The 22,689-nt window shown below is 56.8% G+C and carries 20 protein-coding genes; 4 read left to right on the forward strand and 16 right to left on the reverse strand.

Translation table 11 applies throughout. From position 1 onward, the window contains the following. Positions 1-25: 25 nt before the first annotated feature. From lysS to xerD, 5 genes are all read right to left on the reverse strand, one after another. A complete protein-coding gene (gene lysS, locus V1566_RS22035) occupies positions 26-1,543 on the reverse strand; it encodes a lysine--tRNA ligase (RefSeq protein ID WP_395304631.1) in 1,518 nt (505 codons plus the stop codon). 9 nt (positions 1,544-1,552) lie between these two features. Continuing rightward, positions 1,553-2,651, reverse strand: a protein-coding gene (gene prfB, locus V1566_RS22040; RefSeq protein ID WP_154816141.1) for a peptide chain release factor 2 whose coding sequence is annotated in 2 segments (ribosomal slippage) — positions 1,553-2,575 and positions 2,577-2,651 — 1,098 coding nt in all. Because the reading frame shifts where the segments join, the coding sequence is not laid out codon by codon here. A 90-nt stretch (positions 2,652-2,741) separates the two neighbouring features. After that, positions 2,742-4,475 carry a single-stranded-DNA-specific exonuclease RecJ gene (recJ, locus tag V1566_RS22045; protein WP_395304632.1) on the reverse strand — a complete coding sequence of 578 codons (1,734 nt, stop codon included), beginning with the start codon at positions 4,473-4,475 and terminating at the stop codon, positions 2,742-2,744. A 5-nt stretch (positions 4,476-4,480) separates the two neighbouring features. After that, complete coding sequence (dsbC, locus tag V1566_RS22050) at positions 4,481-5,194, reverse strand: bifunctional protein-disulfide isomerase/oxidoreductase DsbC (RefSeq protein WP_029740340.1); 714 nt, start codon at positions 5,192-5,194, stop codon at positions 4,481-4,483. A gap of 28 nt (positions 5,195-5,222) precedes the next feature. Then, the gene (xerD, locus tag V1566_RS22055) at positions 5,223-6,119 is read right to left on the reverse strand and encodes a site-specific tyrosine recombinase XerD (RefSeq protein WP_023309098.1); all 897 of its coding nucleotides are present in this window, start codon (positions 6,117-6,119) and stop codon (positions 5,223-5,225) included. Positions 6,120-6,220: 101 nt separating this feature from the next. On the opposite strand from xerD, the gene fldB reads away from it, so the two are divergent. After that, positions 6,221-6,742, forward strand: a complete 522-nt coding sequence (gene fldB / locus V1566_RS22060) for a flavodoxin FldB (RefSeq protein ID WP_032643260.1) — start codon at positions 6,221-6,223, stop codon at positions 6,740-6,742. Between the two features lie 6 nt (positions 6,743-6,748). On the opposite strand, the gene V1566_RS22065 is transcribed toward fldB, so the two are convergent. Then, complete coding sequence (locus V1566_RS22065; RefSeq protein ID WP_395304633.1) at positions 6,749-7,159, reverse strand: protein YgfX; 411 nt, start codon at positions 7,157-7,159, stop codon at positions 6,749-6,751. Beyond that, the gene (sdhE, locus tag V1566_RS22070) at positions 7,140-7,406 is read right to left on the reverse strand and encodes an FAD assembly factor SdhE (RefSeq protein WP_010435322.1); all 267 of its coding nucleotides are present in this window, start codon (positions 7,404-7,406) and stop codon (positions 7,140-7,142) included. Before sdhE ends, V1566_RS22065 begins: the two co-directional genes overlap by 20 nt. Positions 7,407-7,700: 294 nt before the next feature. Between sdhE and ygfZ the strand changes: the two genes are divergently transcribed. Further along, positions 7,701-8,681, forward strand: coding sequence for a tRNA-modifying protein YgfZ (gene ygfZ / locus V1566_RS22075; protein WP_121424591.1), 981 nt, complete (start codon positions 7,701-7,703; stop codon positions 8,679-8,681). Positions 8,682-8,778: 97 nt separating this feature from the next. Here the strand turns inward: ygfZ and V1566_RS22080 are convergent, their stop codons facing one another. Continuing rightward, the gene (locus V1566_RS22080; protein WP_023333307.1) at positions 8,779-9,438 is read right to left on the reverse strand and encodes a hemolysin III family protein; all 660 of its coding nucleotides are present in this window, start codon (positions 9,436-9,438) and stop codon (positions 8,779-8,781) included. Positions 9,439-9,703: 265 nt separating this feature from the next. Between V1566_RS22080 and V1566_RS22085 the strand changes: the two genes are divergently transcribed. Beyond that, a complete protein-coding gene (locus V1566_RS22085; RefSeq protein WP_395306030.1) occupies positions 9,704-10,435 on the forward strand; it encodes a MurR/RpiR family transcriptional regulator in 732 nt (243 codons plus the stop codon). Positions 10,436-10,551: 116 nt separating this feature from the next. Next, the gene (gene bglA, locus V1566_RS22090; RefSeq protein ID WP_252033567.1) at positions 10,552-11,985 is read left to right on the forward strand and encodes a 6-phospho-beta-glucosidase BglA; all 1,434 of its coding nucleotides are present in this window, start codon (positions 10,552-10,554) and stop codon (positions 11,983-11,985) included. Positions 11,986-12,037: 52 nt separating this feature from the next. On the opposite strand, the gene V1566_RS22095 is transcribed toward bglA, so the two are convergent. The 8 genes from V1566_RS22095 to pepP form a co-directional block, all read right to left on the reverse strand. Next, positions 12,038-13,024, reverse strand: a complete 987-nt coding sequence (locus tag V1566_RS22095) for an IS110 family transposase (RefSeq protein WP_395304634.1) — start codon at positions 13,022-13,024, stop codon at positions 12,038-12,040. Positions 13,025-13,247: 223 nt separating this feature from the next. Further along, positions 13,248-13,991, reverse strand: coding sequence for an SDR family oxidoreductase (locus V1566_RS22100; RefSeq protein ID WP_121424594.1), 744 nt, complete (start codon positions 13,989-13,991; stop codon positions 13,248-13,250). Between the two features lie 70 nt (positions 13,992-14,061). Beyond that, complete coding sequence (gcvP, locus tag V1566_RS22105) at positions 14,062-16,935, reverse strand: aminomethyl-transferring glycine dehydrogenase (RefSeq protein WP_395304635.1); 2,874 nt, start codon at positions 16,933-16,935, stop codon at positions 14,062-14,064. A 127-nt stretch (positions 16,936-17,062) separates the two neighbouring features. Continuing rightward, entirely contained in the window at positions 17,063-17,452 is a 390-nt protein-coding gene (gene gcvH / locus V1566_RS22110; protein ID WP_008499718.1) for a glycine cleavage system protein GcvH, read from the reverse strand. Between the two features lie 23 nt (positions 17,453-17,475). Next, positions 17,476-18,570: a glycine cleavage system aminomethyltransferase GcvT gene (gene gcvT / locus V1566_RS22115; RefSeq protein ID WP_395304636.1), complete on the reverse strand. Its 1,095-nt coding sequence runs from the start codon at positions 18,568-18,570 to the stop codon at positions 17,476-17,478. Between the two features lie 398 nt (positions 18,571-18,968). Further along, entirely contained in the window at positions 18,969-20,171 is a 1,203-nt protein-coding gene (gene ubiI / locus V1566_RS22120) for an FAD-dependent 2-octaprenylphenol hydroxylase (RefSeq protein ID WP_395304637.1), read from the reverse strand. Positions 20,172-20,183: 12 nt separating this feature from the next. Continuing rightward, positions 20,184-21,362 carry a 2-octaprenyl-6-methoxyphenyl hydroxylase gene (ubiH, locus tag V1566_RS22125; protein WP_395304638.1) on the reverse strand — a complete coding sequence of 393 codons (1,179 nt, stop codon included), beginning with the start codon at positions 21,360-21,362 and terminating at the stop codon, positions 20,184-20,186. Next, positions 21,359-22,672 (reverse strand): Xaa-Pro aminopeptidase, encoded by a 1,314-nt coding sequence (gene pepP, locus V1566_RS22130; RefSeq protein WP_395306031.1) that lies wholly within the window; start codon positions 22,670-22,672, stop codon positions 21,359-21,361. Before pepP ends, ubiH begins: the two co-directional genes overlap by 4 nt. Positions 22,673-22,689: the final 17 nt, after the last annotated feature.

The following is a 22,689-nucleotide window of genomic DNA, read 5'->3' on the forward strand; positions in this document are numbered from 1 at the left end:
GGGGCTTTTTTTACATCTTAACGCCTTACTTCACCGGGCGCATCGCCGGGAACAGGATCACGTCACGGATGGTGTGGCTGTTGGTGAACAGCATCACCATACGGTCGATACCAATACCCAGACCCGCCGTCGGCGGCAGGCCGTGCTCCAGCGCGGTCACGTAGTCTTCGTCGAAGAACATCGCTTCGTCGTCGCCTGCCGCTTTCGCGTCAACCTGGTCCTGGAAACGCTGCGCCTGGTCTTCCGCATCGTTCAGCTCGCTAAAGCCGTTGCCAATTTCACGGCCGCCGATGAAGAATTCGAAGCGATCGGTGATTTCCGGGTTCTCGTCATTACGACGCGCCAGCGGAGAGACTTCAGCTGGATACTCGGTGATGAAGGTCGGCTGAATCAGGTGCGCTTCGGCCACTTCTTCGAAGATCTCGGTCACGATACGGCCCAGACCCCAGCTCTTCTCAACCTTGATACCGATGCTTTCGGCGATGGCTTTCGCAGAGTCGAAGTTATCCAGATCCACCATGTTGGTTTCAGGACGGTATTTCTTGATCGCTTCGCGCATGGTCAGTTTTTCAAACGGCTTGCCGAAGTCGAAGACTTCTTCACCGTAAGGGACTTCGGTGGTGCCCAGAATATCCTGCGCCAGGGTGCGGAACAGAGATTCGGTCAGCTCGATCAGATCTTTGTAATCCGCGTACGCCATATAGAGTTCCATCATGGTGAACTCTGGGTTATGACGAACGGAGATACCTTCGTTACGGAAGTTACGGTTGATTTCGAACACGCGATCGAAACCACCAACCACCAGACGCTTCAGGTACAGTTCCGGCGCGATACGCAGGTACATGTCCAGGTCCAGGGCGTTGTGATGAGTGATGAACGGACGCGCAGACGCGCCGCCAGGGATCACCTGCATCATTGGGGTTTCCACTTCCATAAAGTCGCGGTTCACCATGAACTGGCGGATACCGGCCATGATCTGGGAGCGAATTTTGAAGGTCTTACGGGAGTCATCGTTAGAGATGAGATCCAGGTAGCGCTGACGATAGCGCGCTTCCTGATCCTGCAGGCCGTGGAATTTGTCCGGAAGCGGGCGCAGGGCTTTGGTCAGCAGACGCAGCTCGGTGCAGTGGACAGACAGTTCACCGGTTTTGGTTTTGAACAGTTTACCTTTCGCGCCCAGAATATCGCCCAGGTCCCACTTCTTGAACTGCTCGTTGTAGATGCCTTCCGGCAGGTCGTCACGGGAAACGTACAGCTGAATACGGCCGCCAACGTCCTGCAAGGTCACGAAGGAGGCTTTACCCATGATACGACGGGTCATCATGCGGCCTGCAACGGCCACTTCGATGTTCAGCGCTTCCAGCTCTTCGTTCTCTTTAGCGTCGAAGTCAGCGTGCAGTTGGTCTGAGGTATGGTCACGACGAAAATCGTTCGGGAACGGCACGCCCTGCTCGCGCAGCGCTGCCAGCTTCTCGCGGCGGGTTTTCAGTTCGTTGTTAAGATCGACTACCGCGTCAGCGCCCTGTGCTTGTTGTTCAGACATGTTGGTTCCTCATAACCCTGCTTTCAAACTTGCTTCGATAAATTGGTCCAGGCTGCCGTCCAGCACCGCCTGCGTGTTGCGGGTTTCAACCCCGGTACGCAGGTCTTTGATGCGGGAGTCATCAAGGACGTAAGAACGGATCTGGCTGCCCCAACCGATGTCGGACTTGTTGTCTTCCATCGCCTGTTTCTCAGCATTTTTCTTCTGCATCTCCAGTTCATAAAGCTTCGCTTTCATCTGCTTCATGGCCTGGTCTTTGTTCTTATGCTGGGAACGGTCGTTCTGGCATTGCGTTACCGTGTTGGTTGGAATGTGGGTAATACGCACCGCAGATTCCGTACGGTTAACGTGCTGACCACCCGCACCGGATGCGCGGTAAACGTCGATACGCAGGTCCGCCGGGTTAATTTCGATATCAATATCTTCATCAACTTCCGGGTAAACAAACGCGGAGCTGAAGGAGGTATGACGACGGCCACCGGAGTCGAACGGGCTCTTACGCACCAGGCGGTGAACGCCGGTTTCGGTACGCAGCCATCCGTAGGCGTAATCGCCAATGATCTTGATAGTGACGGATTTCAGACCCGCGACTTCACCTTCAGACTCTTCGATAATTTCGGTTTTGAAGCCACGCGCTTCTGCCCAACGCAGGTACATACGCGTCAGCATGCTGGCCCAGTCCTGCGCTTCGGTGCCGCCAGAACCAGCCTGAATATCGAGATAGCAGTCAGCGCTGTCGTATTCGCCGGAGAACATACGGCGGAACTCAAGCTGCGCCAGCTTCTCTTCCAGCACGTCGAGTTCTGCCACGGCTTCGTTAAAGGTTTCTTCGTCGTCGGCTTCGACGGCCAGCTCCAGCAAACCGGAAACATCTTCCAGCCCCTGGGCCATTTGATCCAGCGTATCTACGATAGCTTCGAGAGAGGAACGCTCTTTACCCAGCGCCTGTGCGCGTTCAGGTTCGTTCCAGACGTCGGGCTGTTCCAGCTCGGCGTTTACTTCTTCAAGACGCTCTTTCTTGGCATCGTAGTCAAAGATACCCCCTAAGAACGTCAGAGCGCTCCGTGAGGTCCTGAATACGGTTTTTTACCGGATTAATTTCAAACATGGTCTGTTTTCTTTTATGGACTTGTCAAAATGCGGTGATAAGAGCGGGATTGTACCGAATCCACGCCCTTTTTTATAGAGATTACTGCCGCTAAATTGGCCAGATATTGTCGATGATGATCTGAAGGGTGCGGTTACCGCGAAACTCGTTGATGTCCAGTTTGTACGCCAGCTCAACCTCGCGCACGCCGTTGTCCGGCCATACCGCCGTGTCAACGTTGAAGGCAATGCCGTCCAGCAACGGACCACCGCCCACGGGCTCGACCATCACTTTCAGATGACGTTCGCCGACGATACGCTGCTGCAGCAGGCGGAAACGCCCGTCGAACAGCGGTTCCGGGAACATTTGTCCCCACGGACCGGCATCGCGGAGCATTTGCGCCACGTCCATCGTCATCTCAAGCGGTGAAAGCTCGCCATCGGACACCACTTCCCCCTGCAACAGGGCCGGGTCAATCCAGTCGGTGACCAGATCACCAAACAGCCGCTGAAACTCGTCGAACTTCGCCTCTTCCAGCGACAGGCCCGCCGCCATCGCATGGCCGCCAAACTTGATCATCAGACCCGGGTGAAGCGTATCGAGACGCTCCAGCGCATCGCGCATGTGCAGACCCTGGATTGAGCGGCCAGAGCCTTTCAGCGTGCCGTCGCCCGCGGGGGCAAACGCGATCACCGGACGGTGGAAACGCTCTTTAATGCGCGACGCCAGAATACCGACCACGCCCTGATGCCACTCAGGATGGTACATCGCCAGACCGCCCGGCAGTGTATCGCCGCTGCGCTCAAGCTTTTCGCACAGGGTCAGCGCTTCGGCCTGCATCCCCTGCTCAATTTCTTTACGGGTCTGGTTCAGCGCGTCTAGCTCGTTGGCCAGCACGCGTGCTTCACCAATGTTATCGCACAGCAGCAGCGCCACGCCGACGGACATATCGTCCAGCCTTCCGGCAGCGTTCAGACGCGGCCCGAGGGCAAAGCCCAAATCGCTTGCCGCCAGCTTGAGCGGATCGCGGTTGGCAATCTCCAGCAGCGCCTTGATCCCCGGACGACACTTGCCTGCCCGGATGCGGCTTAAGCCCTGCCAGGTCAAAATGCGGTTATTGGTATCAAGCGGCACCACGTCCGCGACGGTACCCAGCGCCACCAGATCGAGATATTCTGCCAGGTTAGGTACGGCAATACCGCGGGAGTCGAACCAGCCCTTGTCGCGTAACAGGGTACGCAACGCCAGCATCAGATAAAACGCCACGCCCACGCCTGCGAGGGATTTCGATGGGAAATCGCAGTCGCGCAGGTTGGGGTTAATAATCGCTTCCGCATCCGGCAGCGTTTCGCCCGGCAGATGGTGATCGGTGACCAGCACCGGGATCCCCAAAGCGTGAGCATGATCGACGCCCGCATGGGAAGAGATCCCGTTATCGACGGTCATGATCATCTGTGCACCACGGGCGTGGGCCTGATCGACCACTTCCGGGCTGAGGCCATAGCCGTCTTCAAAACGGTTCGGCACCAGATACGTGACGTTATCGCAGCCCAGCGCGCGCAGGCTGAGCACGCTCAGCGCGGTGCTGGTTGCGCCGTCGGCGTCGAAATCGCCTACCACCACAATCCGCGTTCCCTCACGAAGCGCGTTGTAGAGCATTTCAGCGGCTTTTTCGATACCGCTCAGCTGCTGCCACGGCAGCATCCCTTTCACGCTGCGTTCAAGATCCTCAGCGCTACGCACGCCGCGGCTGGAGTAGAGGCGCTTAAGCAGTGCCGGGAGATCGTCTGGCAAATCAACCGGTTCAACCGCCTCGCGGCGGCGCAATTTTATTGGGGCTTTCACGCGGATTATTTACCACCAAACTGTTTCTGGTGCGCGTCGAGGAACTCTTTCATCTCTTTCGGTCCCTGATAGCCCGGAACGACGTAGCCGTTGCTCAGGACAATCGCAGGCGTACCGCTCACGCCAAACTGCACGCCCAGCGCATAGTGGTTAGCAATATCAATGTCGCAGGAGGCCGGCTTAACGCCTTTGCCGTTCATGGCGTCATCAAACGCTTTGTTGCGGTCTTTCGCACACCAGATCGCCTTCATGTCCTGCTCTGGCTGGCTCTGCACGCCCGCGCGCGGGAAGGCCAGGTAACGCACGGTAATGCCCAGCGCGTTGTAGTCTTTCATCTCTTCATGCAGCTTGTGGCAGTAGCCGCAGGTGATGTCGGTGAAGACGGTAATGACGTGTTTTTCCTGCGCCGCTTTATAGACGATCATCTCTTTTTCGAGCGCGTTCAGGTTTTTCATCAGCAGCTGGTTGGTGACGTTCACCGGCTGCGCGCCGCTCACGTCGTACATTGGCCCCTGAATAATGTGCTTGCCGTCTTCGGTGACGTACAGCACGCCGCTGTTGGTCAGCACCGTTTTCATGCCGGCAACCGGTGCAGGCTGAATATCGCTACCGGTGACGCCAAGCTTAGCCAGCGACTGTTTGATGGCGGCGTCGTCCGCATGGGCGAAACCGGTAAATGAGGCTGCCAGCAGGGTGAACAGCGCGAAAGACTTTTTCATATGTGATCCTGTTACAATTCGTCGGCACTCACGCACGAGGGTGGTGCTGTTGGTGTAGCTGCCGCAGGCGTTCCGTCGCGACATGGGTGTAAATTTGCGTCGTGGAAAGATCGCTGTGCCCCAGCAGCATCTGCACCACGCGTAAATCAGCGCCGTGGTTTAACAGATGCGTCGCGAAGGCGTGACGCAATACGTGCGGCGAAAGCTTTTCACTGTCGATACCCGCCAGTGTGGCGTAATGCTTGATGCGATGCCAGAACGTTTGCCGCGTCATCTGCTGGGCGCGCTGGCTCGGAAACAGGACGTCGATAGACGTACCATTGAGCAGCCACGGACGACCGTGCTCCAGGTACGTTTCCAGCCAGTAAACCGCCTCTTCACCCAGCGGAACCAGTCTTTCCTTGTTTCCTTTACCGATGACGCGCACCACGCCCTGACGCAGGCTGATGTCGCTCATCGTCAGGCCAACCAGTTCCGAAACGCGTAAGCCGGTAGCATACAATAGCTCAAGCATGGCTTTATCGCGTAACTCCAGCGGCAGGTCAACAGCCGGTGACTGTAATAATCTCTCAACTTGTGCTTCGCTGAGATCTTTAGGGAGCCGCTGCGGAAGCTTAGGGGATGCCAGCAGCGCGCTGGGATCGTCTTCGCGGATCTTCTCACGGTAGAGATGCTGGAACAGCCGACGCATGGCGCTGAGCAAGCGCGCGGAACTGGTGGCTTTGTAGCCCCCCGCGATACGTTCCCCAAGCAGCGCCTGAAGGTCGTCACGCTGTGCACTCGCAAGGGATAGCCCCCGGTGCGCAAGCCACTCCACCAGCATGGTGAGATCGCGACGGTAGGCGCTGAGGGTATTCTCGGCCAGATTTTTCTCCAGCCACAGCGCGTCGAGAAACTGTTCGATCAGTGCGAGATCCTTTTCCACATCAGCCCCTTTGATTCTGCAGTCAGGCCATTATGCCTGATTGCGACCGGTTTCTGGTACACTACGCGCAAAGTCAAAGCAAGAATTGAGATAGTTACGCGATGAATATTGGTCTGTTCTATGGTTCCAGCACCTGCTACACCGAAATGGCGGCAGAGAAAATTCGCGACATCATTGGCCCGGAACTGGTGACGTTGCATAACCTGAAAGATGACGCGCTTACGCTGATGGAGCAGTATGACGTGCTGATCCTCGGCATCCCGACATGGGATTTCGGCGAGATACAGGAAGACTGGGAAGCTATCTGGGACCAGCTTGATGCGCTCAACCTCGACGGCAAAATCATTGCCATGTACGGCATGGGGGACCAGCTCGGTTACGGGGAATGGTTCCTGGACGCGCTCGGCATGCTGCACGACAAACTGGCGCCGAAAGGGGTGTCGTTTATCGGCTACTGGCCAACCGAAGGTTACGAGTTCACCAGTAAAAAACCGATTATTGCCGACGGCGAGCTGTTTGTTGGACTCGCGCTGGATGAAACCAATCAGTACGATCTCAGCGATGAGCGCCTGCAAAGCTGGTGCGAGCAGATCCTGGGCGAAATGGCCGAAAAGTTTAGCTAGCGCGCGCTACCCCTGCGTCGTCTGTTGCAACAGCATCCGGCGCAGGTCTCGCCACTCGGCAGCATCCATACTGTCAGCCGCCAGCCACAGATGCTGGCAACGCCCGCCGTCCACTTTGCGTAACCGTAACATCATGCCGCAGTTGAGCATCCAGGGCATACCGAGAATATCCCACTCTTTACCCTGCCAGCGCAGGCGGGAATCCATCAGTAATTTAATCTCTCCCTGACAGGCATTAATGCGACGCTGGCTGCGTACGCTGTCAAAAACGACAAACGACAATAACAGCAGCCACAGAGGCGTATAGCTCAGCGGCCACGGCATCAGTAACACAAAGGCCGCAACCAGGCCGTGGAGCAATAAAGACATCCACTGCGAGCGCCACGAGACGCGAAGATCAGATTGCCACAGGACCACGTTCCCGATTCCGTGTTTGAATTAATTGCACCATCCGTTGCAACTCGGTGTCGGCGGGTTTGCCGTGGTTCATCAGCCAGTTGAACAAATCCGGATCGTCAGACTCAAGCAGACGAACAAACAGACGCTTATCGTCATCGCTTAAGCTGTCATACTCATATTCGAAGAAAGGCATGATAGAAATATCAAGTTCACGCATGCCGCGACGGCACGCCCAGTGAATACGGGCCTTGTTGTTAATATCCATGTTCAGTTTCCTGCATTACGTTTGGCACAGTCGGTACCCCGTTCAGTGTTCTTTATTTCTCTACGGGGACACCAGCTAGTGTAACGTGTTTTTGACCGTTTCATTACTGGAATATTGCGTTCGCCGAGCAGGCTTCCAGAATAATCCCTACAAAGACAGCGGATTACATTATTTTGCGTAGCACTACGCATAACCGGTTTATGGCACAAATGGTCTGTTGAAAGCGCTTGCATTGCCTGCAGGCTCTTTTACCATTAGGCATTATCAAAGCGTTAAGCAATTCAGGATATCGTTATGGCATTTACACCATTTTCTCCTCGCCAGCCCGCCGCCTCTGCGCGTCTGCCGCTGACGCTTATTTCTCTTGATGACTGGGCGCTGGCAACGCTCACCGGTGCCGACGCCGAAAAATACCTGCAGGGCCAGGTGACCGCCGACGTCAGCCAGATGACCGAACACCAGCACCTGCTGGCCGCGCATTGCGACCCAAAAGGCAAAATGTGGAGCAATCTGCGTATCTTCCGCCGTCAGGACGGTTTTGCCTTTATTGAGCGCCGCAGCCTGCAAGAGGCCCAGCTCAAAGAGCTGAAAAAGTACGCGGTCTTTTCCAAAGTCACGATCACCCCGGACGACGAACATGTCCTGCTGGGTGTGGCCGGTTTCCAGGCCCGTGCGGCGCTGAAAAATCTCTTCAGCGAACTACCGGACGCAGAAAAGCAGGTGGTCAGCGAAGGCGCAACGTCCATCCTGTGGTTTGAACACCCGGCGGAGCGTTTCCTGTTAGTCACGGATGCGGCAACTGCCGAACGCGTGACCGAAGCGCTGCGCGGCGAAGCGCAGCTCAACAACAGTCAGCAGTGGCTGGCGCTGAACATCGAAGCGGGTCTGCCGGTGATTGACGCCGCAAACAGCGCGCAGTTTATTCCTCAGGCAACCAACCTGCAGGCGCTGGGGGGCATCAGCTTTAAAAAGGGCTGCTACACCGGCCAGGAGATGGTCGCGCGTGCAAAATTCCGCGGCGCAAACAAACGTGCGCTGTGGACGCTGGCGGGCCATGCCAGCCGTGTACCTGAAGCGGGTGAAGACTTAGAGCTGAAGATGGGTGATAACTGGCGCCGCACCGGCACCGTGTTAGCCGCCGTACAGCTGGATGATGGACGTCTTTTGGTTCAAGCCGTCATGAACAACGACATGGAAGCCGACAGCGTGTTCCGCGTGCGTGACGATGCGAATACGTTGAGTATTGAGCCGCTGCCGTACTCTCTGGAAGAGTGATGCTGTATCGCCCGGTGGCGCTGCGCTTACCGGGCCTACGGTTTTGGTGTCCTCCCTCTCTCTGTGGGAGAGGGCAACCGCCCGTATGGTGGAAAAACTACACTTGCCCCACATACAGATAAATCGCCAAAAAGTGGCACACGCTGCCGCCCAGCACAAAACCGTGCCAGATGGCATGGTTGTACGGGATGCGCTTGCAGACGTAGAAAATCACGCCGAGCGAGTACACCACGCCACCTAAGGCCAGAAGCGTTACGCCCCCTACCGATAGTTTGACCGCCAGTTGATACACCACAATCAGTGACAGCCAGCCCATGGTCAGATAGGTGACCAGTGACAGCACCTTAAACCGGTGCGCTATGGTCAGCTTAAACAGGATCCCCAGCAGTGCCAGGCTCCAGATAACAATCATCAGGCCACGCGACAGCGGTGAGTTGAGCCCCACCAGCAAAAACGGTGTGTAGGTGCCTGCAATAAGAAGATAGATAGCACAGTGGTCAAATTTCTTGAGCCACGTCTTGGCCCGCTGATGCGGGATCGCGTGATACAGCGTTGACGCCAGGAACAGCAGGATCATACTCCCGCCATACAGGCTGTAGCTGGTAATGGCCATTGCGCTGGCATTGGCGTCCACCGCCTGCACCAGCAATAACACTAAACCGACAATCCCAAACACCAGGCCAATGCCGTGGCTGATGCTGTTGGCTACTTCCTCAGCCAGCGAATATCCTTGTGCGATTAATGGTCTGCTCACCATACAAAACTCCGGGAAAACAAAAGATGATTATTCATCGCATAACTATGCTAACTGAGAATGATTCCAGTGAACACCTGTTAGCTAAAAAAAATTAACTTCAAAATTAATACTTAAAAATCATAGATATAAAGAAATATTTCACCTAACAATTGTTCACATAAAAATTTAATCATTATGAATCAAGAGCATAAAAATGGATCCTGCCGTCCGGGTGCATGTTATGATGTGACGATGAAGTCAGAATGAGAGTTATGCCATTGTGAGTATGTTCACCCACTCCGCCATTGCCAGTCTCAATAACCTGGAGATGATGGTCTACAACTATGTCATAAAAAATCGTGACAAAGTCATGTACATGACCATCCGCGAGCTGGCGGATGCGGCAGACGTCTCAACCACCACTATCCTGCGCTTTTGCCGCAAGCTTAACTGCGAAGGGTATTCTGAATTCCGCGTGCGCTTTAAGCTTTATCTTGAACAGAACGAGCCCCAGCAGGCTAACTTCGGTGCCAGTGAAATTATCAGCTTTTTTAAAAGCGTGAATAATGAAGAGTTCGACGCGTTATTAAATAATGCGGTAGATATTATTTTATCGTCCGAGCGAATTATATTTGTCGGTGCCGGGACATCGGGTTCGCTGGCAAAATATGGCGCACGTTTCTTTTCTAATATCGGGAAATTCAGTAACCATATTGATGATCCCTATTTCCCGGTCACAAATGATATGGCGAAAAATGCGCTGGCGATTGTGCTCTCCGTCTCGGGCGAGACCGAGGAAATCCTGCGCTTTGCCAGCCAGTTCAGCCTGCATCACTGCAAGGTGCTCTCTATTACCAGCCACGAGCACTCGCGCCTCGCAAAACTGGCGGATTTTAATCTCTCCTGGCATGTTCCTCAGACGCGTATTGCAGGCGTCTACGACATCACCACGCAAATTCCCGTCATTTATATTCTGGAATCTCTCGGACGTAAGCTGGCGAAGAAACTCACAGAATAAAACACCCTGTTTTTTTGATGTAACAAATTACATTTACTGTGAATTGTTATATCGTGACATTTAATTTCGCTTTGCTAGACTCGATGCCAATAAGCCATTTATTGAGAATAACAGCGATGAAAAAATTGACCTTACCAAAAGATTTTTTATGGGGCGGCGCGGTTGCGGCTCACCAGGTTGAAGGCGGCTGGAACAAAGGCGGCAAAGGGCCAAGCATTTGCGACGTATTAACCGGCGGCGCGCACGGCGTGCCGCGCGAAATCACGCAGGAGGTGGTGCCGGGTAAATACTACCCCAATCATGAAGCTATCGATTTCCACGGCCACTATAAAGAAGATATCAAGCTGTTTGCCGAGATGGGTTTCAAGTGCTTCCGCACCTCTATCGCCTGGACGCGCATCTTCCCGAAAGGTGACGAAACGCAGCCAAACGAAGAGGGTCTGAAGTTTTACGACGACATGTTCGATGAGCTGCTGAAGTACAACATCGAACCGGTGATCACCCTCTCCCACTTCGAAATGCCGCTGCACCTGGTGCAGGAGTACGGTAGCTGGACCAACCGTAAAGTGGTCGATTTCTTTGTGCGCTTCGCGGAAGTGGTCTTCGAGCGCTACAAAAACAAGGTCAAATACTGGATGACCTTCAACGAAATCAACAACCAGCGCAACTGGCGCGCACCGCTGTTCGGTTACTGCTGCTCGGGCGTGGTCTATACCGAACATGACAATCCGGAAGAGACCATGTACCAGGTCCTGCACCACCAGTTTGTGGCCAGCGCCCTGGCGGTGAAAGCCGCGCGCCGTATTAACCCGGAGATGAAAGTCGGCTGCATGCTGGCGATGGTGGCGCTCTATCCGTTCTCCTGCAAACCGGAAGACGTGATGTTCGCCCAGGAATCGATGCGCGAGCGCTATGTTTTTACCGACGTCCAGCTGCGTGGTTACTACCCGTCCTACGTGCTGAACGAGTGGGAGCGCCGCGGCTTCTCCATCAAAATGGAGGCAGGCGACGAGCAGACCCTGCGTGAAGGTACCTGCGACTACTTAGGTTTCAGCTACTACATGACCAACGCGGTGAAAGCAGAAGGGGGTACTGGCGATGCCATTTCCGGCTTCGAAGGCAGCGTGCCGAACCCGCACGTGAAGGCGTCCGACTGGGGCTGGCAGATTGACCCGGTGGGCCTGCGTTATGCCCTGTGCGAACTGTACGAACGTTATCAGAAGCCGCTGTTTATCGTGGAAAACGGGTTCGGCGCCTACGATAAGGTGGAAGAAGACGGCAGCATCAACGACGACTATCGCATCGACTACCTGCGTGCCCACGTGGAAGAGATGATCAAAGCCGTCACGCACGATGGCGTGGATCTGATGGGCTATACGCCATGGGGCTGCATCGACTGCGTGTCGTTCACCACCGGCCAGTACAGCAAGCGCTACGGCTTTATCTACGTGAACAAGCACGATGACGGCACGGGCGACATGTCGCGTTCACGTAAGAAGAGCTTCGAGTGGTATAAAGGCGTGATTGCCAGCAACGGCGAGGCGCTGTAATTTTTGCCCGGTGGCGCTGCGCTTACCGGGCCTACATGAATAGTAGATACTGTTATGCCACGCAAGCATTTTCCTGATGTAATGTGGCATCGAACGGGCGTCCTGATTTCAGGACGCCATACGCCACCTGCGCCAGCTTGCGCATCATCGCTCCGATTATCAGCTTCGCTCCCTTGCCGTTCTTTTCCAGACGCGCCCTGAACGCTTTTCCCCACTCCGTTTTGTACAGCGCCACCATCGCGGGCATATACAGCGCCCTGCGAAGCGAGACATGGCCTGCCTTACTCATCCTGCCTGCCCTGTGTACGCTGCTTCCGGATTCATGCTGCCGCGGTGTCAGTCCTGCGAAAGCCGCGAACTGCCGCGCCTGACCGAACCTGTCCTTCAGCCCCACATACGCCAGCAGCACCGCGGATGTCTTTTCACCGATACCCGGTATGCTGTCCAGCAGTTTTCGCCGGTGCTTCAGGTCCGGGTCATCATCCGTCAGGTCCTTTATCTGTTTCTCCAGCCGCTTCAGCTCCGCTTCCAGCCACAGAAGGTGCGCATCAATACTCGGCATCTGCACCTCCCGCGCCGTCTCACGACGGTTCAGCTCCTGCGTGTGCATGTCTGTCAGGGACTGGTGACGCAGCACCAGCGCCCGCAACGCGCGCTCCAGCGGATGAGGTGCCTCCCAGGCTACCGGACGCTTCTGCCGGCAGAACTCTGCCAGCATACGGGCATCAACGGCATCGGTTTTACTGCGCAGGCCTTCACTCTGCGCAAAGGCTTTACCAAGAGCCGGGTTGATGATGGATACGGTGAAACCGGCATCGCTGAGGGATGCTGCTGCGTCTTCCATATAGGTGCTGGTCGCTTCCATGCAGATATGTGCCTGAGCCACATTATGGCTGCGGAGCCAGCTGAGCAGCTCCTCGTGACCTTTAGGTGTGTTAGTAAATTTTTTGCTGCGGTGACGGCCATCAGGTCGCAACACATCGACATCCAGCTTAGCTTTGGAGATGTCGATACCAATAAAGTGAAGTTCCTGTTCCATAGTGAAACCAACCTTGTGAATGCGGATTACCGGGAAAACCGGTCCATGATACTGTCCGGTTTGTCACTTGTGGAGAAGGTGCAGTCCACTGCAGGGATCTACAACACAGGCGCGTGGCCTAAGGCCGGGTACGGCATGTGGACTGCATGGCAGAAAGTACTGGCCGGTTCTTTCTGCACGGAAGGATAATACAAGGCCGGGTAAGGCGAAGCCGCCACCCGGCTTATTTCCCGCCAGCCAACTCTAAAAAACTACCCGTTACGTACGACGCCTTCTCGCTCAGCAGCCAGACAATCGCCTGCGCCACCTCTTCCGGCTGGCCGCCGCGCTGCATCGGCAGCAACGATTTCACACGATCCACCCGCCCCGGCTCTCCACCGGACGCATGAATATCGGTATAAATCAGCCCCGGACGTACGCAGTTGACGCGAATGCCCTGCGCTGCCACCTCCAGAGATAGTCCGGTTGTCAGCGAATCCACCGCCCCCTTGGACGCGGCATAATCCACATATTCACCCGGCGCCCCCAGACGTGACGCCGCAGAGGAGACGTTCACTATCGCCCCACCCTTGCCGCCATGTTTGAAGGACATGCGTTTTACCGCTTCCCGGCAGCAGAGAAAGTAGCCCGTGACGTTAGTTGCCAGAACGCGGTTAATGCGTTCAGCGGAGAGATTCTCGATAGTGGATTGCTCAAACAGAATGCCCGCATTATTGACCAGCGCACGAAGCGGCTCGCCTTCACGATCGAGGCTGTCAAACATCGCCAGCACCTGGGCTTCATCACTGATATCCGCGCGGACGGCAAACGCTTTACCCCCCGCATCCACAATCTGCTTGATGACGTCCGTCGCGGCTTTAATGTTGTGATGATAGTTCACCGCCACGGTGTAGCCTTCGCGCGCCAGCTGCAGCGCGGTGGCTTTCCCAATGCCCCGGCTCGCGCCGGTGACCAGTGCAATTGCCATTCGCTTCTCCCAATAAAAAAGCCGGGTGGCGGCTTCGCCTTACCCGGCCTTTATGATTACACCAATAATATTACTGGTATTCGCTCATCGGCACGCAGGAGCAGAACAGGTTACGGTCGCCGTAGACGTCATCGAGACGCTTCACGATCGGCCAGTATTTGTTTGCCACGCCTGCCGGGAAGACCGCCAGCTCGCGGGAATAGCCGTGGTTCCACTCTGCCACCATCTCGTGCTGGGTGTGCGGGGCGTTGACCAGCGGATTATCTTCCAGCGTCCACTCGCCGTCCTGTACGCGATCGATCTCCATGCGGATCGCCAGCATCGCGTCGATAAAGCGGTCCAGCTCGGCTTTGCTTTCAGATTCCGTTGGCTCCACCATCAGCGTACCCGCAACCGGGAACGACATGGTTGGCGCATGGAAGCCGTAGTCGATCAGACGCTTGGCGATATCCAGCTCGCTAATGCCGGTCTGCTCTTTCAGCGGACGAATATCGAGGATGCACTCGTGCGCCACGCGACCGTCGCGGCCGGTATAGAGCACCGGGAAGGCGGACTTCAGGCGCGTCGCAATGTAGTTGGCATTCAGGATCGCCACCTGGCTCGCCTGCTTGAGCCCTTCCGCGCCCATCATGCGGATGTACATCCAGCTGATTGGCAGGATAGAGGCGCTACCGAACGGTGCCGCAGAGACCGCGCCCTGACGGGTCAGCATGCCTTCAATCTGCACCACGCTGTGGCCCGGCACAAACGGTGCCAGGTGCGCTTTCACGCCGATAGGACCCATGCCCGGGCCGCCACCGCCGTGCGGGATGCAGAAGGTTTTGTGCAGGTTCAGGTGCGACACGTCCGCGCCGATAAAGCCCGGAGAGGTAATGCCAACCTGAGCGTTCATGTTCGCGCCATCGAGGTAAACCTGACCGCCGAACTGGTGCACGACTTCGCACACTTCACGGATGGTCTCTTCGTACACGCCGTGGGTAGACGGGTAGGTCACCATGATGCAGGAGAGCTTGTCGCCCGCCTGCTCGGCTTTCGCACGCAGGTCGGCCAGATCGATGTTGCCGTTCTTATCGCACGCCACCACCACCACTTCCATGCCCGCCATCTGGGCAGAGGCCGGGTTGGTACCGTGGGCGGAGCTTGGGATCAGGCAGATATCGCGGTGACCTTCGTTGCGGCTTTCGTGGTAGTGACGGATCGCAAGCAGGCCCGCGTACTCGCCCTGCGCGCCGGAGTTCGGCTGCATGCAGAGCGCGTCATAACCGGTCAATTTCACCAGCCAGTCGGAAAGCTGGTTGATCATCATGTGATAACCTTCCGCCTGCTCTGGCGGGCAGAACGGGTGCAGCTCGGAGAATTCAGGCCAGGTGATCGGGATCATCTCTGCCGCGGCGTTCAGCTTCATGGTGCAGGAACCCAGCGGGATCATCGCCTGGTTCAGCGCCAGATCCTTGCGCTCCAGAGAGTGCATATAGCGCATCATCTCGGTTTCGCTGTGGTAGCGATTAAAGACCGGATGCGTCAGGATCGCATCGTTACGCAGCATGCTTTCCTGAATGGAGCGGCTGTCGAGCGCAACCTCTTTATCGAGCGCGTCAATATCCAGACCGTGCGCGTCACCCAGCAGCACGCTGAACAGGTTCAGGATATCGTCGCGGGTGGTGCTTTCATCCAGCGTAATGCCGACGGCGTTGTGGATGTCGCTGCGCAGGTTGATCTCTGCCGCATTCGCGCGCGCCAGCACGGCCGCTTTGTCCGCCACTTCCACACACAGGGTGTCGAAGTAGTGAGCGTGGCGCAGCTTAAGGCCTTTCTGCTGCAGACCGCAGGCCAGAATATCGGCCAGGCGGTGAATGCGGCTGGCAATGCGCTTAAGGCCTGCCGGGCCGTGGAATACGGCGTACAGGCTGGCGATGTTTGCCAGCAGCACCTGCGAGGTACAGATGTTGGAGTTCGCTTTCTCGCGGCGGATGTGCTGCTCGCGGGTCTGCATTGCCATGCGCAGCGCAGTGTTACCGGCAGCATCTTTCGATACGCCGATAATACGGCCAGGCATAGAGCGTTTGAATTCATCTTTCGCGCCGAAGAACGCCGCGTGTGGACCGCCGTAGCCCATCGGCACGCCGAAGCGTTGCGCTGAGCCGAAGACAATATCCGCGCCCTGTTTGCCCGGTGCCGTCAGCAGCACCAGCGCCATAAAATCGGCGGCAACGCTGACAACCACTTTGCGGGATTTCAGCTCGGCAATCAGCGTACCGTAGTCGTGAACTTCACCCGTCGTACCTACCTGCTGAAGCAGCACGCCGAAGACGTCCTGGTGATCCAGCACTTTGTCAGCATCGTCGACAATCACGTCAAAGCCGAAGGTTTCCGCACGGGTGCGCACCACGTCCAGCGTCTGGGGATGCACGTCCGCCGCCACGAAGAAGCGGTTGGCATTTTTCAGCTTGCTGACGCGCTTAGCCATCGCCATTGCTTCGGCGGCAGCGGTCGCTTCATCCAGCAGCGAGGCGGAGGCGATATCCATACCGGTCAGATCCAGCGTCACCTGCTGGAAGTTCAGCAGCGCTTCCAGACGGCCCTGGGAGACTTCTGGCTGATACGGGGTGTAAGCGGTGTACCAGCCCGGGTTTTCCAGCATGTTGCGCAGGATAACCGGCGGCAACTGCACGTTGGTGTAGCCCATGCCAATGTAAGACTTATAGCGCTTGTTCAGGCCTGCGATAGCCTTCAGCTCCGCCAGCGCGGCGAATTCCGTAGTGGCTTCCCCCACCTGAGGCGGCGTGGCAAGCTGGATGTCTTTTGGCACAATCTGGCCGATCAGTGCGTTTAATGAATCCGCGCCAACTGTCTTCAGCATCTCCTGCTGTTGCTGAGCATCCGGCCCAATGTGACGTTCAATGAAGGCGCCACGGTTTTCAAGCTGGCTTAAAGTCTGTGTCATGAGCGATGGTTCCTGAAACGTGCAGTGAATCGTAGTTATCTGTAACGCTGTTGCCCGGTGGCGCTAACGCTTACCGGGCCTACGTTGACCTGTAGGCCGGATAAGCGCAGCGCCATCCGGCACAACGTTATTCGTCTTCCAGTAGTGCTTCGTACGCGGTCGCATCCAGCAGCGCGGCAACCTGAGATTCGTCGCTGGCTTTGATCTTGAAGATCCAGCCGCCTTCATAAGGCTCGCTGTTCACCAGTTCCGGTGAATCGCTCAGCGCGTCGTTGACGGCAACGATTTCGCCGCTCACAGGGGCGTAGATGTCAGATGCCGCTTTTACGGACTCCGCTACGGCGCAGTCGTCGCCCGCGCTAACGGTCGTGCCCACGTCAGGCAGGTCAACAAACACCATGTCGCCCAGCAGCTCTTGCGCATGCTCGGTGATCCCTACGGTGTAAGTGCCGTCCGCCTCTTTGCGCAGCCACTCGTGTTCTTTGCTGTATTTCAGTTCTGCTGGCACATTGCTCATTGAAGTTCTCCTGATAAAAATGATTAGGCGACCGGCTTACCGGCGCGAACAAAAATCGGTTTGGTCACGTTGACCGGCATTTCGCGGTTGCGGATTTGCACCACCGCCGTTTCGCCAATGCCCGCCGGCACGCGTGCCAGTGCAATACTGTAGCCCAGCGTTGGGGAGAAGGTACCGCTGGTGATCACGCCTTCACGAGGATTACCGTCAGCATCGGTAAAACGCACCGGCAGTTCACCGCGCAGGACGCCCTTCTCGGTCATCACCAGACCCACCAGCTGTTCAGTGCCCTTCTCGCGCTGCATCTCCAGCGCTTCACGGCCAATAAAGTCACGGTCAGCCGGTTCCCATGCGATGGTCCAGCCCATGTTGGCGGCCAGCGGAGAGACGCCTTCATCCATCTCCTGACCGTAGAGGTTCATCCCCGCTTCCAGACGCAGCGTATCGCGCGCGCCCAGACCCGCAGGCTTCACGCCCGCTTCCACCAGCGCACGCCAGAAATCAGCGGCCTTCTCGTTCGGCATCGCAATTTCGTAGCCCGCTTCACCGGTGTAGCCGGTGGTGGCGATAAACAGATCGCCCGACTGCACGCCGAAGAACGGCTTCATGCCTTCGGTTGCTTTGCGCTGCTCGTCGTTAAACAGAGACGCGGCTTTCGCCTGCGCGTTCGGCCCCTGCACGGCGATCAGCGACAGATCGTCACGGACGGTGATGTCGATGGCATAAGGTTCGGCGTGTTGGGTGATCCAGGAGAGGTCTTTTTCGCGGGTGGCGGAGTTTACAACGAGGCGGAAGAAATCTTCAGTGAAGTAATAGACGATAAGGTCATCAATCACGCCGCCCGAGGCATTCAGCATGCCGGTGTAGAGCGCTTTACCCGGCGTCTTCAGTTTGGCGACGTCATTTGCCAGCAGATAACGCAAAAACTCCCGGGTGCGGTTACCGCGCAGATCGACAATCGTCATGTGGGATACGTCGAACATACCGGCATCGGTGCGCACCGCGTGGTGCTCATCAATCTGCGAGCCGTAGTGCAGCGGCATCATCCAGCCGTGGAAGTCCACCATGCGGGCACCGCATAACACGTGTTGTTCGTACAAAGGAGTCTGTTGAGCCATCTTGTCCTCGTTGAAAAAATTCACCGTGAAACCCGGTATCGGCCCCGTTATCAGGCACCGACGCAAACGTTCTCTTTTACCTGAACTTACCACCGAAACCGGCGGTTAACCATAAGGTAAAACGGGTCATCACATTAGCTTATGACCAAAAAACGCTAAAAAGCCTACAGAGTTATTCACTGGAAAAATGCGATTAACCCCGCACAAAATTAACAATGATCTAACAGGATTTAGCACATGGTGATATTTCATGCGGAAAAACGGGCCGTATTTCCGTAACGAGAAAAACACGACATTAGATTATCTAATGCGAAAAATGAGGTGAAATTAGAATATTTCAAACGAGGGAATTTCCCCGGCGCAGAGGCCGGGAAAATAAAGTGTGACAGGGGTCTAAATTAACGTAGCCAGTCCGGCAGGTCGTTAAGACCCATCGCCTGACGGAGGAGTTGAGGTTTAACACCCGGAAGGGTGTCAGCAAGCTTGAGGCCAATGTCGCGCAGCAGTTTTTTCGCCGGATTCGCCCCGGCAAACAGCTCGCGGAAGCCCTGCATGCCCGCCAGCATCATCGCCGCGCTGTGCTTGCGGCTGCGCTCGTAGCGACGCAGGTAGAGATGCTGGCCGATATCTTTCCCTTCACGATGCAGACGACGCAGCTCATCGACCAGCTCCGCCGCGTCCATAAAGCCAAGGTTAACACCCTGCCCGGCCAGCGGATGAATGGTATGCGCCGCATCCCCCACCAGTGCCAGACGGTGCGCGGCAAACTGACGCGCGTAGCGGCCGGTTAACGGGAATACCTGCCGCTCGCTTTCAAGGGTGCACAGGCCAAGGCGGTTATCAAACGCCACGCACAGCGCCTGGTTAAAGGCGTCCGGCGTCGCCTCCTGCATCTGCTGGGCTTTTTCCGGCACCAGGGACCAGACAATCGAGCACAGGTGCGGATCGGCAAGCGGCAGGAACGCCAGAATGCCGTCATTGTGGAAAATCTGCCGCGCCACGCCGCCGTGCGGCTCCTCGGTGCGGATTGTTGCCACCAGAGCATGATGGCGGTAATCCCAGAAGGTCAGCGGGATATCGGCCTTGTTGCGCAGCCAGGAGTTCGCACCGTCAGCACCGACCACCAGACGCGCGGTCAGCATGTCGCCGCTTTGTAAGGTGATAAACGCCTCGTTTTCACCCCATGCCACCTGCTGGATCTGCGCAGGCGCAATCAGCGTCACGTCGCCGCACTGCTGTGCTTTCTGCCACAGCGCGTGGTGGATCACCGCGTTTTCGATGATATGACCCAGATGGCTATAGCCCATGCTTTCATCGTCAAAAGCAATATGACCAAAGCTGTCTTTATCCCACACTTCCATGCCGTGATAGCAGCTGGCGCGCTGCGCCACAATATCTGCCCAGACGCCAAGGTGCGTCAGCAATTTCTCGCTGGCGGCATTGATCGCCGAGACGCGGAGTTCCGGCGGAGCATCTGGTGCAACGGGCTGAGGCTGCTTTTGCTCCAGCACCGCCACGCGCAGGCCGCTGCCCTGTAAACCACAGGCCAGCGCCAGTCCGACCATACCGCCGCCAACGATGGCGACATCAACATTTTGCACGGTGATAACTCCTTAACGCGCGACCCAACCAAGAGTCCGCTGCGCCAGCACGTCACGTGCCGGAATGAATAATTCCATCGTCATCAGCCCGAGGTTGCGGCCTGCAACCAGCGGAGCCCAACGATTGGCAAAGAGATGGACTAAGCCGTCGGTAACGCCGATTGTCGCCTCTTTATCGGCCTGACGTCGCTTCTGGTAATGGCTGAGTACCGAATAAGCACCGCAATCTTTTTGCTCACCCCATGCCTGCGCCAGCGATTCCGCCAGACTCATGACATCCCGCAGACCAAGGTTGAATCCTTGCCCTGCGATAGGGTGCAGCGTCTGCGCGGCATTACCGACAAGCGCCAGACGATGGGAGATGGACTGAGATGCCGTGGTCAGTGAAAGCGGGTAGACCGCCCGCTGGCCAGCATGGGTAATACGCCCCAGCCGCCAGCCAAAGGCTTTCTGCAGCTCGGTACAAAAACGTTCGTCTGACCAGGCTTTAACCTCTTCAGCCTTATCCTGCTGGTGACACCAGACGAGGGAACAGCGCCCGTCCGACATCGGCAGCATCGCCAGCGGACCATGTTGAGTAAAGCGTTCAAACGCCCTGCCGTGGTGTTCTGCTGCGGTAGAGACGTTCGCAATGACCGCAACCTGCCCGTAAGGCTGCTGCCGCCACTCGACGCCGCACTGCGTGCCGAGCGTCGAACGCGAGCCATCCGCCGCCACCAGAAGCTGACCGTCGAGAACGTCGCCATTATCGAGCGCTACGCTGACCGCATCTTCGCTGCGGCTAAAACTGGCGACGCGAGCCGGACAGTGGAGCGTGACGCCCGGCGCATCCTGTAACAGACGGAACAGACGCAGGCCAACGTCGTGGAGTTCAACAACCTGACCCAGCGCGTCGATACGGTAATCATGGGCATCCAGCGTCACAAAACCGGCATGACCGCGATCGCTCACGTGAACGGTGTTAATTGCCGTGGCGCAATCGGCGATCGCCTGCCAGATGCCAATGCGGGATAGCTGCTGACAGGTACCCTGTGCCAGGGCAATGGCGCGGGAATCAAAACCGGGATGATGCTTTGCCTGCGGCGCAACAGCTTCCACCAGGTGCACCGGAAGCAGGCCTTTCGTCAAATGCGAAATGGCCAGCGCCAGCGTGGCCCCGGTCATGCCGCCGCCAACGATAATCACGCTCATACGCGTACCGCTGCCATCAGCGCCTCGATATCGTCAGCGTTTTTCACGACGCTCGCGGTCAGGTTTTCGTTACCGGTTTCGGTAATAACGATGTCGTCTTCGATACGAATGCCAATCCCGCGGTACTCTTCAGGCACGTCGGCATCCGGCGCGATATACAGACCCGGCTCCACGGTTAATACCATACCCGGCTCCAGCACGCGCGAGCGGTCCGGGCCGTACGCGCCAACGTCATGTACATCCAGCCCCAGCCAGTGGCTCAGGCCGTGCATGAAATACGGTCGATGCGCATTTTCAGCAATCAGGGTGTCGACATCCCCTTTCAGGATCCCGAGCCTGACCAGACCGGTAATCATGATGCGCACCACTTCACCGGTCACTTCCTGCATGGAGGTTCCGGGACGATACAGCCTGAGCGCCGTCTCAAGCGAGTCGAGAACGATGTCGTAAATCGCGCGCTGTGCCGGTGAGAATTTACCGTTCACCGGGAAGGTACGGGTGATATCCCCCGCGTAGCCCTGATATTCGCAACCGGCGTCAATCAGCACCAGATCGCCGTCGCGCAGCGCGCTTTCGTTCTCGGTGTAGTGCAGAATGCAGCCGTTTTCCCCGCCGCCAACGATGGTGTTGTAGGAGGGATAACGCGCGCCGTGACGGTTAAATTCGTGGTGAATTTCACCCTCCAGCTGGTATTCGAACATCCCGGGACGGCACTTCTCCATGGCGCGGGTGTGCGCCAGGGCGCTGATTTCGCCCGCACGGCGCATCAAATTCAGCTCTTCTTCTGACTTGAACAGGCGCATCTCATGCACCACCGGACGCCAGTCCGTCAGCGTAGCCGGCGCGGACAGGTTCTGCCGCGAGCCTTTGCGCAGCTTATCCAGCGCGGTGAAAACAATCTCATCGGCGTACGCATATTCGCCCTGCGCGTGATAGAGCACGTCGAGGCCGTTAAGCAGCTGATAGAGCTGCTGGTTGATTTCGCTAAACGCCAGCGCGCGGTCAACGCCCAGCTTTTCCGGTGCGGCCTCTTGCCCTAAGCGGCGGCCAAACCAGATTTCGGCTGTCAGATCGCGCACGCGGTTAAAAATCACGCTGTGGTTGTGGGTGTCATTGCTCTTAATCAGCACCAGCACCGCTTCCGGCTCGTTAAAACCGGTGAAGTACCAGAAATCGCTGCTCTGGCGATAGGGATATTCGCTGTCGGCGCTGCGCGTAACTTCGGGCGCAGCAAAAATCAGCGCGGCGCTGCCCGGCTGCATTGTTGCCAGCAGCGCCTGGCGGCGGCGCGAATACTCTTGACTCGAGATAACCATGACACCCTCCT

This window comes from Enterobacter sp. ECC-019 (assembly GCF_043974075.1).
Classification (GTDB): Bacteria; Pseudomonadota; Gammaproteobacteria; order Enterobacterales; family Enterobacteriaceae; genus Enterobacter; species Enterobacter asburiae_D.